This window comes from Catenulispora pinisilvae, from assembly GCF_015356865.1.
GTDB lineage: Bacteria > Actinomycetota > Actinomycetes > Streptomycetales > Catenulisporaceae > Catenulispora > Catenulispora pinisilvae.
Map to the genome: position 1 here is coordinate 23,182 of NZ_JAAFZA010000042.1, position 13,488 is coordinate 36,669.

Consider the following 13,488-nt stretch of genomic DNA (forward strand, 5'->3'; position numbering starts at 1 on the left):
GCCCACGCCACCCGCCGCGGCACCAGAAAGGACCGTCGTCATGAGCGAAACCACCGCACCGGCCACCCCGTCGACCGGATCCGAAGCCGGCACCGGACCCGGCGGCCTGCGCCGCGGCGCCCTGAGCTCGATCGGCGCCGCGATCGTCGCCATGGCCTTCATGGGCCCGGCCACCAGCATCTTCTTCAACACGCCGCTGGCCGCGCAGAAATCCGGCTACGCGATGCCGGTGGGCATCGCCCTGGCGATGCTCGCCTGCCTGATCATCGCCTCGACGATCGCGGCCTTCTCCCGCAAGCTGCCGGCCACCGGCTTCGCCTTCACCTTCACCACCCACGCGTTCGGCAAGGGCGCCGGCTTCCTGACCGGCTGGCTGCTGATCCTCGCCTACGCGGCGACCGGCCCGATGCTGTTCTCGGCGATCGGCGGGTTCGGCAGCCAGTTCCTGTCCACGCAGTTCCACTGGCATGTGAAGTGGGCGATCGTCAGCCTGGTGTTCGTCGCGGTGGTCTGGTTCATCGCCTCGCGCGGCATCGGCCAGTCGACGAAGGCGGCCCTGATCTTCCTGACCCTGGAACTCGGAGTCCTGCTGGCCCTGTTCGGCACCGTCCTGGTCAAGGGCGGCGCGGGCGGGAACTCGCTGAGCATCCAGCCGTTCAACCCCGGGCATTCGCTGACCGGCCTGAGCGGCATCGGCTTCGCGATGCTGTGGGGCGTGCTGATGTTCGTCGGTTTCGAATCGGCCGGCACCCTGGCCGAGGAGACGCGCGACCCGCGTAAGGGCGTCCCCTTCGCGCTGTTCGCGGCGGTCCTGATGATCGGCGTCGTCTACGTCCTGGCCGGCTACGTCGCCGCGATCGGCTTCGGCTCGCACGGCAGCGCGGACCTGGCCGGCGCCAGCGACCCGTGGACGACGATCTCGAACACGTTCTGGTCCGGCAAGGTGGCGTGGATCATCGCCCTGACGGTCATCAACAGCCAATTCGCCAACGTCCTGGCGGGGTCCACGGCCGGTATCAGGATGCTGTTCGCCCTCGGCCGCGAAGGCCTGCTGCCCCGCCTGCTCGGCCGGACGGACCGCAACGGCACCCCGCAGCACGCGACCGCCGTGTACATGATCATGGCGACGGTCATCACCCTCACGCTGAGCTGGTGGCAGACCCCGATGGGCGCCTACGGACTGCTCGGCTCGGTCCTGGGCATCGCGATGATCCTGATCTACATCGCGATGAACATCGGCCTGATCCGCTACTACCTGCGCAGCCACCGCGACCAGTTCTCCTGGCTGCGGCACGGGGCGCTGCCGGCACTGGGCAGCCTCCTGATGCTCCTGCCGATCTACGGCCAGCTGTGGCCGATCCCGACCTGGCCCAGCAACGGCGTGCCGTACCTGATCCTGATCTGGCTCCTGGTCGGCGGCGGCTACTTCATAGTCGTACGACGCCGGACACCAGAGCGGATCGAGGCCATGGGCCGGGTCTGGGGCGCGGAATAGTCGCCGCCGGAAGAGTTCTACGAGCTCTACGAGTTCTACGCTGGGCTGCGTGTCCATCGAGTTGAGGCTGCTGCCCAAGGTCTCCTTCGCGGGGGAGGAGATCAACGGCGCGCGCTTGCACAGCCTGCTGGCGCTGCTCGCCACCGACCTGCGCAGCGGCTGCGGAACCGCCAGGCTGACAGCCGGACTGTGGCCCGATGAGCAGCCGGAGAATCCGGCCAAGGCGTTGCAGATCCTGGTCTCGCGGGTGCGGTCCCGCCTGGGATCGGACGTCATCGTGAAGACGGCGGTCGGGTACCGGCTGGCGCTGGCCGAGGACCAGCTGGACACGTCGGCGGCGGTGGTGAGCCTGTCGGCCGGCGCACAGCAGGCCCGGGCCGGCGAGCACTCGGCGGCGCTGGCCCACGCCGAGGCCGGACTCGCGCTCTGGAACGAGGCGGAGGACGCTGATCCGGCGCTTCAGGACCCGCTGTCGGTGCTGCGGACCGAACGGACCGCGACCCGTCGGGCCCTGGTCCGCGCCCGGGCGCTGGCCCTGGCGCGGCTCGGACGTCCGGCCGAGGCCCTGGAGGGGCTCACCGAGGTGGTGCGCGAGCGTCCGCGGGACGAGGAGGCGCTGCTGGAGCTGCTGCGCTGTGAGGCGGCCACGGCCGGACCGTCGGCGGCGATCGGCAGGTACGACGCCTATCGCAGGGCTCTGCGGGACCAGCTTGGAACCGATCCCGGCGCCGTCCTCAAGGCCGGGTACCAGCAACTGTTGACCGGCGAGAAGCCGGTAGTCCGGCACGGGGTCGCGTACGAACCGAACCCGCTTCTCGGGCGAGACGAGGCGATCGCGACGGTGACCGAGCTGGTGGCGATGTCCCGGGTGACCTCGATCATCGGGCCCGGCGGACTCGGCAAGACGCGGCTGGCACACGCCGTCAGCCGAAGCGCGCGGCAGCAGGTGGTGCACTTCGTCCCACTGGCGGGCGTGCGAGACGACGGCGAAGTCGCGCTCGAGGTCGCCTCGGCGCTCGGAGTCAGCGAGGCGGTCTGGGCCCCGGCCGCGGGGTTCGCGGCGGCGGTGCGTGGCGCCACCGCCGATCCGCACGCAGCCGGCGGTGCGGCCCGCGTCCCCGACGATGGTGCCCGGCGCGGCGCCGCGGTCCCGCCCCGACTGGTCCCGCCCCGGCTGGTCTCGGGCATCGCGCAAGTGCTCGGCAGCGGTCCGGTCCTGCTCGTCCTCGACAACTGTGAGCACATCGTCGGCGGCGTCGCCGAACTCGTCCGGGCACTCGTCGCGGCGATGAAGGACCTGCGGATCCTGACCACGAGCCGCACCCCGCTCGGCCTGTCCTCCGAGTCCGTCCACCGCCTCGCCGAGCTCGATCTCGAAACGACCGTCGAACTCTTCACGCAGCGCGCCAACGCCGCCCGGCCCGGCGTCGAACTCCCCGCCGCCGCCGTCGGCGAACTCTGCGCGCGCCTGGACGGTCTGCCGCTCGCCGTCGAGCTGGCCGCGGCCCGGGTCCGCGTCATGTCGGTGCCCGAGATCACCCGGCGGCTGGGCGACCGGTTCGCGCTGCTGCGCGCGACCGTGCGGGACGCGCCCGAACGCCACCAGACGCTGGAAGCGGTCGTCGGCTGGAGCTGGAACCTCCTGGATCCGGATGCTCGCAAGGCCATGCGTGCCCTGTCGGTCTTCCCCGACGGCTTCACCGCCGAGGCCGCGCGCCACCTCCTCGGCGACGACCTCGTCCTGGAACAGCTGGTCGACCAGTCGCTCCTCAAGATCGCTGACACGCCGGCCGGCCTGCGCTTCCACATGCTGGAGACGGTCCGCGAGTTCAGCGCCGCCGAGCGGCGCGCGGCCGGCGAATGTGACACCGTCCTGGCCGGATTCCTGGACTGGGCCGAGGACTTCGCGCTGGCGACTTACGAAGCCGCGCTCGGTACCGACGCCTACCCGAACCTCGACCACATCGGGTACGAGCAGGACAACCTCCAACTCGCGCTGCGGCACTCGCTCGACACGGACCGGGGCGAGGCGGTGGCGGCGACGGCCGCGGCGCTCGGCGTCTTCTGGAGCCTGCGCGCCGAATACTCCCGGATGGCCGCGCTCACCGAGGACATCGCCCGGCCGCTGTCCCACTTGCGTCCCGCCGCCGACGACACCGCCCTCATCGAGGCGAGCCGGACCGCCGCGCTGCTGTGTCTGCTCAACAGCCTGGTGTTTCCCAGTCCGGCCGCGCTCCGGCTCCGAGTCGTGCTCCGGCGCCTCCCGACAGTCCCGCCGGACACGGTCATCCGCGCCGGGCAGGCGGTGCTCACCGTCTCGGACCCGGCCGAGGTCATCGCCCTGTGCGACAGTCCGGAGCCGTTGCTCGCGGGCCTGGCCAACGCGGCCGCGAGCTACGTCTGGGAGCAGGACGGCGACCTCCACCGGGCGCTGGCCTGCGCCGAGCGCATGCTCGCCGTGATCCGGGAGGCCGGGCCGCGGTGGACGCGGCTGGTGGCGCACGGCCGGATCGCCGAGCTGAGCCTGAACCTGGAGCGGGGCGAGGCGGCCCGTCGGCACCTGCACGCCGCGCTGGACATCCTCGGCGGGAACGAGGACAGGTTCGGCATCATGTGGTCGCTGGCCACGGCCAACCTCGTGACCGGCGACGCCGACGCGGCCGAGCACTGGATCGAGCAGGCCGAGCGGACCGGGACCGAGCTGTCCTCGGCCTCCACGTCCTACCGCCTCGGGGTGTGCGCCGAGCTCCGCCTCCAGCAGGGCGACATCGACGCCGGCCTGCGGCTGTGGCGGCGCGCCGCCGATCCGGCACTGGGGACCAGCGATCCGCTCTACCGGAGCGATCCGCCGGGCCTGGAGCCGTCCACCCTGACCGCCCAGGCGTGCTGCGTCATCGCGCACGCCGCCCACGACCGCCTGGACCTGGTCGGCCCCATCGTGTCCGAGCTCGCCCGCAAGCTGCTCGCCATCTTGGAGAACTCGGCCGGTCAGTCGTTCTACCAGTTCGACTCCCCGGTCCACGGCGTGCTGCTGATCGCGCTGGCGGTCGACGACATCGGCCGGGGTGCCGGGGCCGACGGCGCGCGCACCATCGCCCTCGCCGAGCGCTTCGGTTTCCCGAAGACCCTCCAGCCCACGCTGTCCTCAGCCCGGATCACCGCCGTGGCCCGCGCCGCCGACGGGCCGGCGTACGAGGACGCCGTGTCCTCCTACGCCGGCCTGGGCCGGGACGGGCTGCGAACCGTGGCCCGGGCTACCGCGAAGGGCCGCGGTTGAACAGGGCGCGCGACCAGAAGTAGCCGCCGAGCGCCATCGCCGAGCACCACGCGACGGCGACCCAGCCGCTGTGCCCGATCGGCATGCCGAGCAGCAGGCCCCGGATGGTGTCGATGATCGGGGTGAAGGGTTCGTTGCGGGCGAACCAGCGCAGCGCCCCGGACAGCGACCCGATCGGGACGAACGCGCTGCTGATGAACGGCAGTACCTGGACCAGCAGCGTGAAGCCGCTCGTGCCCTCGGGCTTGTTCGCCGCCAGGCCGATCGCCACGGACAGCCAGGTGATGGCGATCGTCAGGAGGCTGATGACACCCAGCAGGCCGAGCCAGGCCAGCGCGTCGGCACGGGTGTGCAGGCCGCTGAGGGCCGCGACGCACAGGACGAGCGAGATGGCGATCAGGGTCCTGATGACGGCGCCGATGACGTGGCCGGTCAGGACGGCCGTCCGGGTGATCCGCATGGTGCGCAAGCGGGCCATGATGCCCGAGGTCATGTCGCTGTTGACCCGCAGTGCCGTCGTCGAGCTGCCGTAGCCGACGGTCATCAGCACGATGCCGGGGACGATGTAGTCCACATACGAGGTGCCGGGGGCGAAGGCCGCGACGGAGGCCTTCATCGAACCGCTGAAGACGCCGGCGAACAGCAGGAACAAGATGATCGGGACGACGAGCGAGGAGATCATCATCACCGGGTAGCGGACGGTCTGCCGCAGACTGCGGCGCGTCATGGTGGCCGAGTCGGCGAAGAAGGCATGGGAGCTCATCGCGCGTCCTCCATCTGCTCAGTGGTGGTGGGGTCCTGGTCGGCGGCGTGGTTCTGGTCAGTGCGGTTCTGGTCTGTGCGGTTCCGGTCGGCGCGGTTCAGGTCGGTGGTGGCGCGGCCGGTCAGGGCGAAGAAGACGTCGTCGAGGTCGGGGCTGTGCACCGACAGCGTCCGCACCTCGATCGAGGTGTCGTCGAGCCGGCGCATCAGGGCGCGCAGAGCCGGGACGCCGCCGTCGCCGGGCACCTGGAGCGTGAGCGCGTCGTCATCGCGGGCCATGACCTGCAGGACGCGCGAGGCGGCGTCCAGAGCGGCCAGATCAGCGAACGCGAGCTCGATGTGGCCGCCGGACACGCGGGCCTTCAGCTCGGCCGGCCGGCCCTGGGCGACGATCCGGCCGTCGTCCAGCACCGCGACGCGGTCGGCGAGCTCATCGGCCTCGTCCAGCATCTGCGTGGTGAGCAAGATCGTGACGCCGTCGTCGGCCAGGCGTCGGATCGTGGCCCACATCGTGCGGCGGCTGCGCGGGTCCAGGCCGGTGGTCGGCTCGTCGAGGAAGATCACGCACGGGTTCCCGACCAGCGTCATGGCCAGGTCGAGCTTGCGCTTCATGCCGCCGGAGTACGTCGCCGCGGTCTTCCCGGCGGCCTCGGTGAGATCGAAGCGGGCCAGCAGCTCCGCGGCGCGCGCCCGCCCGGCCTTCTTGCCCAGGTGGTGCAGGTCGGCCATGAGGATCAGGTTCTCGCGGCCGGTCAGCAGATCGTCCACGGCCGAGAACTGCCCGGTGACGCCGATCGCGCCGCGCACGCCCTCGGCGTCCCGCGCCACGTCGTGCCCGCCGACGACCGCTGTACCGCCGTCAGCGGCGATGAGCGTCGACAGGATGTTGACGACCGTCGTCTTGCCGGCACCGTTCGGGCCGAGCAGAGCGAGGATCGAGCCGTCGGCGACCACGAGGTCGACGCCGTCCAGGACAGTGTGGCGGCCGTAGGCCTTGCGCAGGCCCGAGACCGTGATCGCGGCCGGGTGTTCGGTGGGGTCCGTCATGCGGGAAAGGCTGCGTCCGGGGCGGATCAGCGCGGTTTCAGCGCGGTTTCACCGGTGCCGTCAGCCCTGGTCAGAGCCCATGGCGCGGCGCTCGAAATGCGGCCGGGGACGAATCGGGCGATCCTGGGACAGCCGGACGATCGCGAGGAGGATGGCCATGTCGATTCTCGACAAGATCAAGGGCCTGCTCAAGGGCCATGAGGACCAGGCGCACAAGGGCATCGATAAGGCGGGCGACGTCTTCGACTCGAAGACCGGGAACAAGTACCAGGGCCAGGTCGACACGGTTCAGAAGAAGCTCGCCGACCAAGTCGGGAACCGTCCGCCCACGGACGAGCGGCGCTAGCTCAACTCATACTGAGGGGCTCGGCCAGGTGCTCGCGAGTCCAGCGTTCGAAGGCCGCGACGGTGGGATCGCTCTGGGCCAGGGAGCTGGGGATGGTGTACGCGGACTGCGACGGGCGTTCGTCGACCACCAGGTAGCGGGTCACCAGGTCGGCGAGGGCGGGGCTGCCGGCTCGGACGATGGCCAGCGCGAGGTCGATGTGCCCGAAGGCGGCGCCGGCGGTGACGATGCCGTCGCAGGCGACGACCATCTGGCTGATCCGCACGCCGATGCACCCCGAGGACACCCACGACTTCCTCGCCGCGCTGCACCCGCTCGGGCGGATGGGCGAGATCGGCGACGTCGTCGAGGCGGTGCTCTACTTGGAGGAGGCCTCATTCGTGACCGGGGAGACCCTGCACGTCGACGGCGGTCAGAGTGCGGGCCACTGAGGAAGGCGAGTCACCATGAACACCACGAGTACGCCTACTGGTACTGGTACTGGTAGACCCTCGCCCTCGCCCTCGCCCTCGCCCTCGCCCACGCCCACGACTGCGGTCGAGAACGAGACGGCGCTCCGCGACGTCCTCGACCGCTGGAAGACCCACGTGGACGCGCACGAGCCCGAGCACGTCGCCGCCGTCTTCACCGAGGAGGCGTTGTTCCAGGGCCTGCACCCTTATAGCGTCGGGCGGCCCGGCGTCGCCGAGTACTACGCATCGCAGCCCCTCGGCATGACGGCCGACTACCAGATCCTTCACAGCCGGCGCCTCGCCGATGGTCTGGTGCTCGGATACCTGCGCGTGTCCTTCGGGCTCACCGACCGGCCGGCGCTCACGGTGTATATCAGTGTTCTGGCCAAGAGGGAGTCAGAGGGCTGGCTTCTCGACCATTACCAGGTTTCGAAGCTGGACTGAGACCGGTCTTCAGCCGATCGCGGCGCGCAGCCGGTCTTGTGTCTCGTGCATGAGGGCTCGTGCCTCGATCGCGTGCGCGCCGACCAGGATGCCATCGCGTTTGACGAATTCTCCGCCGACCAGGACCGTCTCGACGTCGGCCGGGCCGGCGCCGAGTCCGAGCATCGCGACCGGATCGCCGAAGCCGTCCAGGTGCGGCGAGCGCAGGTCGACGACGGTGATGTCGGCCTGCTTGCCGGGGGTGAGCGAACCGGTCTGGTCGGCCAGGCCGAGTACCTCGGCACCGCTGAGCGTGGCCAGCCGCAGCATGTCCCGCTGGTGCAGGGCGACTTCGTGCACCATCTCGTTGCGGGCCAGGGAGCCGGCGTTCGCCCGGGAGCGTTCGGCGGCCAGCGCGAGGCGCATCTCGGAGAACAGGTCGGTGCCGGCGCTGCAGATCGTGTCCACCCCGAGTCCGGAGACGATGCCGCGTTCCAAGGCGCGCCCGGTCGCGGGGTAGGTGCCGAACTGCATGAGCAGGTCAGTGCTCGGGGTGATGGTGACGGTCCCGCCGGAGGCGGCGATGAGGTCCATCTCCTCGTCGGTGAGTTGGTTGGCGTGGATGTAGTTGACGTCCGGGCCGAGCAGCCCGTCTCGGCGGAGCTGGGTGACCGCGTCCGCGGTGCCGGCCATCCCGACGTGGATGGAGATCGGCAGGCCCAGCTCGCGGGCGAAGGCGAAGTCTTCGCGGTTGCGCTCGGGTGAGGTGAAGCAGGGGCCGCGCAGCGCCATGCCCATGTGCAGTCTTCCGCGCTTTCCGGGTTGTCCGTGTCCTTCGCGTCCTCCTCGTCCTCCGGGTTCGCCGTGCTCGCCGAGTCCTTCGCGCCCTGCGGTATCGCGGTCGGCGGGGAACTGCTCGTCGCGCATGCGCCGGGCGTCGAGCGGGTGCGGCGGATTGGGGTCGGTGCTGGCCGGGCCGGGTCCGCCGTAGAAGAAGACGCCGCGGATCCCGGATTCGAGCAGGCCCCGCAGATTGGCGTCGGCGTGGTCGGCCGACTGAAGCGCGTGGGCCCAGTCGCCGATCGTGGTGATGCCCGCGTCCAGCGCCTGCGACGCTCCCCACAGCGTGCCGGCGTAGATGTCGGCCGGGGTGTGATTGAGGGCGATCCCGGTCAGTACGGCGGGTCCATAGCCGTATCCGGTCATCTGCGGGGTGAACCCGGCGATCGCGCCCTGCCACACGTGCCGGTGGGTGTCGATCAGGCCGGGGATCACCAGTCGGCCCTTCGCGTCGACGACCTCGGCGTCCGGCCCCGGACGCAAGCCGGTGCCGATCTGGGCGATGACGCCGTCGAGCACGCGCACGTCGCCGCCGGGCAGGTCGCCGAGCGCGTCGTCGAACGTCACGACGTGGCCGCCGGTGATCAGGATTTCGTCGGACATGGTGGACTCTCCGTTTCAGGTCGTTGTTTCAGACCGTTGCTTCAGGTCGTTGTTTCAGATCGTTGTGCCAGTGAGCTCGGCGCAGTAGTCGAGCAGGGCGTCTTGAGCCTTCGCCTCGTGCGCCTCAGCGGAGACGAAGCGCTCCTGCCGGTGGTAGAAGTGCCGACCGGTGAGCATCGCGGCCTCGTCGTCGCTGACGGCGAGCCAGGCCTGGGTCACAGGGCCCTGATCCAAGTCGTCCGGCGCGCCGAGGCCGCCCATCTTCGTCGCGACCCAGCCGGGTTCCACCGAGTTCGACAGCACGTCCGGCCATAGCCGGGCGATCCCGAACGCGAGCAGGACATCGAACAGCTTGCTGTCGCTGTAGGCCTGCGTGCCGCTCCAGCGGCGGTCGGTCCACTGCGGATCGGACAGGTCCGGATCCCCGCCGCGGGCCAGGCCCGAGCTGAGGTAGACCAGCCGGTCGGGGCGCGTCATCAGCGCGGTCAGCAGGTAGGGCGCGAGCACGTTGACGGTGAACAGCTGGGACAGGCCGTCGACGGTCTGGACGCGGCGCGGCTCGCGAAAGCCGATGCCCGCGTTGTGGATGACGGCGTCGAACCGGCCCGCCGCATTGGCAGCGGCGGCGAGCGATCGGATGCCGTCGAGCGATCCCAGATCGCCCACCAGCACGTTCTCGGCGTCGGGTACAGCGGCGCGTGCGTGCGCGGCCCGCTGGTCGTTGCGGGCGTGCAGAGTGACCGCGTGGCCCTGGCCGACCAGCAGTCGACCGGCCATCAGGCCGAGCCCGTCGGAGGATCCGGTGATCAGGACGTGAGCCATCGTTAGACCTTCAGGAGAAGTGTTCGAGATTCATCTCGGGCCGCTGTCGCGGCGACACATCCACTGTCGATCTCCCGGCCTCGCGCTGTCCAAGACCTGTCGCGCGTCCTGTGATGCCCTTAGGGCATCTCCGCGGCCGTGATGCCTTTCGGGCATCACAGAGCGTGATACAGGTCTTGGACGTCGGCGTTGATCAGGCCGCAGGCTGGAAGCGAACCTGAAAGAACGACGAGGGATGAGACATGAGGATTTTCCTGACGGGCGGATCCGGCTACATCGGCCGGGCCACGATCGCCGAGCTGGTGCGCCGCGGCCACATGGTGGAGGCGCTGGCGCGCAGCGAGGGTTCGGCACAGGCCGTGACGGCGGCGGGGGCGGTCGCGGTGCGCGGCGGGCTCACCGACCTGGACGTGCTCAACCACGCGGCCGTGCGCGCCGAAGCGGTGATCCATCTGGCGCAGGCCGACTCCGCGCAGACGGATCTCGCCGCGGCCACGGCCATGCAGGACGGCGTCGGAGCCGGAACCTACGTGCACACCGGTGGCAGCTGGGTCTACGGCGACACCCAGGGCGTGCAGGACGAGACCGCGTCGTGGAACGCGCCGACCGTGGTGGCCTGGCGCAAGCCGGTCGAAGACCAGGTCTTGGCGCGCGCCGCTGAAGGCGGCCGGCCGGTCATCGTGCAACCGGGGCTGCTCTATGGAGGTGACAACCGGCTGATCGACCACTTCTTCGTCACGCCGGGTAAGCTGAGTGGTGCCGTTCCGTATATCGGTGACGGCGCCAACCGGTGGGCGCTGGTCCACATCGACGACATAGCCACCCTGTACGCGGCGGCGCTCTCGGCGAAGGCGGGATCGGTCTATATCGGGGTCGGCGAGAGCCACCCGAGGATGAAGGAAGTCGCCGAGGCGGCGGCGCGTGGCGCCGGGCTCGCGGGCAAGACGGTGTCGATCACCATGGAACAGGCCCGCGCCCAGATGGGGCCCATCGCGGACGCGTTCGCGCTGGACCAGCGCTTGACCTCGGCCAAGGCCCGCCGGGAGCTGGGCTGGGCACCGAAGCATGACGATCCGCTCGAAACCTTCGAGCGGATCTGACATCCGAAGGAACCGCATGGACGTCGACCTGCGCAAGCTCCGCTACTTCCTCGCGGTGGCCGAGGAACTCCACTTCGGACGCGCCGCGGAGCGCCTGCACATCGCCCAGCCCGCGCTCTCCCGCCAGATCCGGGCGCTCGAAGGCGAACTGGGCGCGGAGCTGTTCATGCGGGACCGCCGCCACACCGAGCTGACACCGGCCGGCGAACAGCTGGTCCAGGAGGCCAGGCCATTGCTGGCGGGAGCGGACGCGCTGCTGCGACGGGTGCGCGCGGCCGGCGAGGGCGTCACCCGCTTCACGATCGGGTTCATGCCGGGAATCACGGTGACCCCGGTCGTCCGCCTGCTGCGCGAGCACCACCCCGGGCTGGACGTGCGGATGCTGCGCACCGGCTGGCACGACCAGGTGGAGGTGCTCCACGACGCCCGCGCGCAGGTCGGCATCGTGCGCCTGCCGATCGACCCGGCGGGCCTGGAGATCAGGCCCCTGTTCACCGAGCCACGGGTCGTCGTGGTGGCCTCGGCGCACCGCCTCGCGGGCAAGGAAGCCGTACGCGTCGCCGACCTGGCGGCCGACCACCTCTTGCAGGACCCTGGCGCAGTCCCCGAATGGCGCGACATCGCCGTGGAGCTGCGGACAGGCGAACGCCGCCCGGTGCCGGCGATCCACAGCGTCGAGGAGAAGCTCGAACTCGTCGCCGGCGGACAGGGGATCGCCGTGATCCCGGCCTCCACCGCGAACTTCTACACCCGGCCGGGCATCGAGGTGATCCCGGTCGAGGATCTCGGTCCCAACCGCGTGGCGGCGGCTTGGCCGATCGGGCAGACCGGAGGACTGGTCGAGGAGTTCGTCGAGGCTGCCGTCACTCTTCTACCCGAACAGTAGGCCTGCTCGGGTGGATCCGGATCCGGAGCCAGTGCCGGAGTCGGAGCCGATCGCGAACACGGCGGCTGCCAGGCCCATCACCGTGACCTGCCCCAAGTTCTGCATGGTCTGCATGGCCGAGCTCGCGTAGCCCTGCCAGTGCGCCGGGCTGTGGGACAGCGACAGCACGGTCAGGCAGGGCACGAGCATCCCCATGCCGCCGCCGGCGAGGATGAGCGCCGCCGCCGCGGTGAAGGCCGGAGTCTCCGGATACGATCCCGCGATGGCGAACAGGCCTGCCACGGCCAGAACGACAGCACCCGCGCGTACCAGATGATGGCGCCCGACATCCCGCAGCAGGCGACCTTGCGCCCAGGACGCCGCAGCCCAGGCGAGCGCGGCGCCGGTGAAGCTCAGCCCGGTCACCGAAAGAGATTCGTTCGCTGCGTGGTCGTGGCGGCGGTTGCGCGGGGTGGGTCCTGGCTGTGGGCTGTTCAGGGTTCGGATCCTCTTTTGGGGAGTTAGGGTTTGTGGGCCGGGTTGCTGCTGGGCTGTGGGTTTCAAAGCATTTTTACGGCCTTCGGTTATGGTTGTGCCGGTTCGGGGTTCGGGTTGGTGGGTGTGTTTGTCGGCTGCCGGTTTTCGCGTTCACGATCCCGCCGCACCTCAGGCCTCTTCAACTCCGGCAGGTCAGAGCGCGAGCACAGGCAAGAGACAGGTCAAGAGCGCGATCAAGAACACAAGCAAGATCAACAGCAAGGTCAACAGCCAGATCAAGGTCAAGAACTGTGATGAAGAGCCCGGCGCCTCCGGCGGGGGCTCTTGGCTCCCTCGGGGAACTGGCGCGGTTCCATAGGGTGGTCCGGTCAGGGCCCTGCGCTGGCGGTTTGTGAGGTGGTTGCGGTTCGTTCCCCACGGTCGCGTCGTCAGCCCCAAGGGGTACAGCACCGGTGTCCGGGAGTAAAGTCCGCGCCGCTGCGGTCAGGCCTGCAAGCTGCGGTTTGTATAGCGCGAACTTGACTCCCGGCCACCGGCGCTGTAGGCGAAGCCCTGCCGACGCGACCGAGGGGAACGAACCGAAAACCGACCGGAGAAGTACAAAACTGGTGGTGTGGTACCGGCGGCTTCGCGAGTTCGGCTGCCGGTCTAGCTGCTGGCCAACGCACCGGCGCTTGGGGTGCGCACGTCGGGTTGGCGGCCGCCGGATCGGCCCGGTGGCCACAACCGATACCGCCGGGATAGCGGGTGTACCGAGACAGACCATCAGAAGGCGGGTATGTCGCCGACCAGCTGACCACCGGCCCGTCCCCGGGGCCTCACCGGCGGCCGCATCGCTAGGCTGCGTCTACGGGCCCTGTGATTGCTTTTCTTCCGGTCGGTTTTCGGTTCGTTCCCCTCGGTCGCGTCGGCAGGGCTTTGCCTACAGTGCCGGTTCTCGGGAGTCAAGTTCGCGCTG

The 13,488-nt window shown here is 70.2% G+C and carries 12 protein-coding genes and 1 pseudogene; 7 read left to right on the plus strand and 6 right to left on the minus strand.

Annotated features, from left to right (window positions below; translation table 11 throughout):
- The first annotated feature begins 40 nt into the window (after nt 1-40).
- Both IZR01_RS14310 and IZR01_RS14315 read left to right on the plus strand, forming a co-directional pair.
- Complete coding sequence (locus tag IZR01_RS14310) at nt 41-1,495, plus strand: APC family permease (protein ID WP_194899873.1); 1,455 nt, start codon at nt 41-43, stop codon at nt 1,493-1,495.
- A gap of 49 nt (nt 1,496-1,544) precedes the next feature.
- On the plus strand, nt 1,545-4,772 hold the full coding sequence (locus IZR01_RS14315) for an ATP-binding protein (protein ID WP_194924102.1): 3,228 nt from the start codon (nt 1,545-1,547) through the stop codon (nt 4,770-4,772).
- Here IZR01_RS14315 and IZR01_RS14320 read toward each other — a convergent pair.
- A complete protein-coding gene (locus IZR01_RS14320) occupies nt 4,750-5,535 on the minus strand; it encodes an ABC transporter permease (protein WP_194924103.1) in 786 nt (261 codons plus the stop codon). The genes IZR01_RS14315 and IZR01_RS14320 overlap by 23 nt on opposite strands.
- Complete coding sequence (locus IZR01_RS14325; protein WP_194924104.1) at nt 5,532-6,581, minus strand: ATP-binding cassette domain-containing protein; 1,050 nt, start codon at nt 6,579-6,581, stop codon at nt 5,532-5,534. Before IZR01_RS14325 ends, IZR01_RS14320 begins: the two co-directional genes overlap by 4 nt.
- A gap of 157 nt (nt 6,582-6,738) precedes the next feature.
- Between IZR01_RS14325 and IZR01_RS14330 the strand changes: the two genes are divergently transcribed.
- Nucleotides 6,739-6,927: an antitoxin gene (locus IZR01_RS14330; protein WP_194924105.1), complete on the plus strand. Its 189-nt coding sequence runs from the start codon at nt 6,739-6,741 to the stop codon at nt 6,925-6,927.
- 1 nt (nt 6,928) lies between these two features.
- Here IZR01_RS14330 and IZR01_RS14335 read toward each other — a convergent pair whose 3' ends face one another.
- Complete coding sequence (locus IZR01_RS14335) at nt 6,929-7,192, minus strand: helix-turn-helix domain-containing protein (protein ID WP_228559444.1); 264 nt, start codon at nt 7,190-7,192, stop codon at nt 6,929-6,931.
- Between IZR01_RS14335 and IZR01_RS50490 the strand changes: the two are divergent.
- Together IZR01_RS50490 and IZR01_RS14345 are read left to right on the plus strand one after the other, a co-directional pair.
- Nucleotides 7,182-7,358, plus strand: a pseudogene (locus IZR01_RS50490) (SDR family oxidoreductase); the annotation flags it as partial. The gene IZR01_RS14335 and the pseudogene IZR01_RS50490 overlap by 11 nt on opposite strands.
- A gap of 15 nt (nt 7,359-7,373) precedes the next feature.
- Complete coding sequence (locus IZR01_RS14345) at nt 7,374-7,823, plus strand: nuclear transport factor 2 family protein (protein ID WP_194924107.1); 450 nt, start codon at nt 7,374-7,376, stop codon at nt 7,821-7,823.
- A gap of 9 nt (nt 7,824-7,832) precedes the next feature.
- Here the strand turns inward: IZR01_RS14345 and IZR01_RS14350 are convergent, their stop codons facing one another.
- Together IZR01_RS14350 and IZR01_RS14355 are read right to left on the minus strand one after the other, a co-directional pair.
- Nucleotides 7,833-9,245 carry an amidohydrolase family protein gene (locus IZR01_RS14350; protein WP_194924108.1) on the minus strand — a complete coding sequence of 471 codons (1,413 nt, stop codon included), beginning with the start codon at nt 9,243-9,245 and terminating at the stop codon, nt 7,833-7,835.
- A gap of 54 nt (nt 9,246-9,299) precedes the next feature.
- A complete protein-coding gene (locus IZR01_RS14355) occupies nt 9,300-10,067 on the minus strand; it encodes an SDR family NAD(P)-dependent oxidoreductase (RefSeq protein WP_194924109.1) in 768 nt (255 codons plus the stop codon).
- A gap of 242 nt (nt 10,068-10,309) precedes the next feature.
- On the opposite strand from IZR01_RS14355, the gene IZR01_RS14360 reads away from it, so the two are divergent.
- Nucleotides 10,310-11,167 carry an NAD-dependent epimerase/dehydratase family protein gene (locus tag IZR01_RS14360; protein WP_194924110.1) on the plus strand — a complete coding sequence of 286 codons (858 nt, stop codon included), beginning with the start codon at nt 10,310-10,312 and terminating at the stop codon, nt 11,165-11,167.
- A gap of 16 nt (nt 11,168-11,183) precedes the next feature.
- Nucleotides 11,184-12,053, plus strand: a complete 870-nt coding sequence (locus tag IZR01_RS14365) for a LysR family transcriptional regulator (RefSeq protein ID WP_194924111.1) — start codon at nt 11,184-11,186, stop codon at nt 12,051-12,053.
- Here the strand turns inward: IZR01_RS14365 and IZR01_RS14370 are convergent.
- A complete protein-coding gene (locus tag IZR01_RS14370) occupies nt 12,039-12,458 on the minus strand; it encodes an MFS transporter (RefSeq protein ID WP_194924112.1) in 420 nt (139 codons plus the stop codon). The two genes, IZR01_RS14365 and IZR01_RS14370, sit on opposite strands and share 15 nt — an antisense overlap.
- Between the last annotated feature and the right edge of the window lie 1,030 nt (nt 12,459-13,488).

Bases quoted from the DNA above. Each gene is read 5' to 3' on its own strand.
- IZR01_RS14365 (WP_194924111.1), top strand. From the start codon at position 11,184: ATGGACGTCGACCTGCGCAAGCTCCGCTACTTCCTCGCGGTGGCCGAG.
- IZR01_RS14310 (WP_194899873.1), top strand. From the start codon at position 41: ATGAGCGAAACCACCGCACCGGCCACCCCGTCGACCGGATCCGAAGCC.
- IZR01_RS14355 (WP_194924109.1), bottom strand. From the start codon at position 10,067: ATGGCTCACGTCCTGATCACCGGATCCTCCGACGGGCTCGGCCTGATG.
- IZR01_RS14320 (WP_194924103.1), bottom strand. From the start codon at position 5,535: ATGAGCTCCCATGCCTTCTTCGCCGACTCGGCCACCATGACGCGCCGC.
- IZR01_RS14350 (WP_194924108.1), bottom strand. From the start codon at position 9,245: ATGTCCGACGAAATCCTGATCACCGGCGGCCACGTCGTGACGTTCGAC.
- IZR01_RS14330 (WP_194924105.1), top strand. From the start codon at position 6,739: ATGTCGATTCTCGACAAGATCAAGGGCCTGCTCAAGGGCCATGAGGAC.
- IZR01_RS14360 (WP_194924110.1), top strand. From the start codon at position 10,310: ATGAGGATTTTCCTGACGGGCGGATCCGGCTACATCGGCCGGGCCACG.
- IZR01_RS14325 (WP_194924104.1), bottom strand. From the start codon at position 6,581: ATGACGGACCCCACCGAACACCCGGCCGCGATCACGGTCTCGGGCCTG.
- IZR01_RS14345 (WP_194924107.1), top strand. From the start codon at position 7,374: ATGAACACCACGAGTACGCCTACTGGTACTGGTACTGGTAGACCCTCG.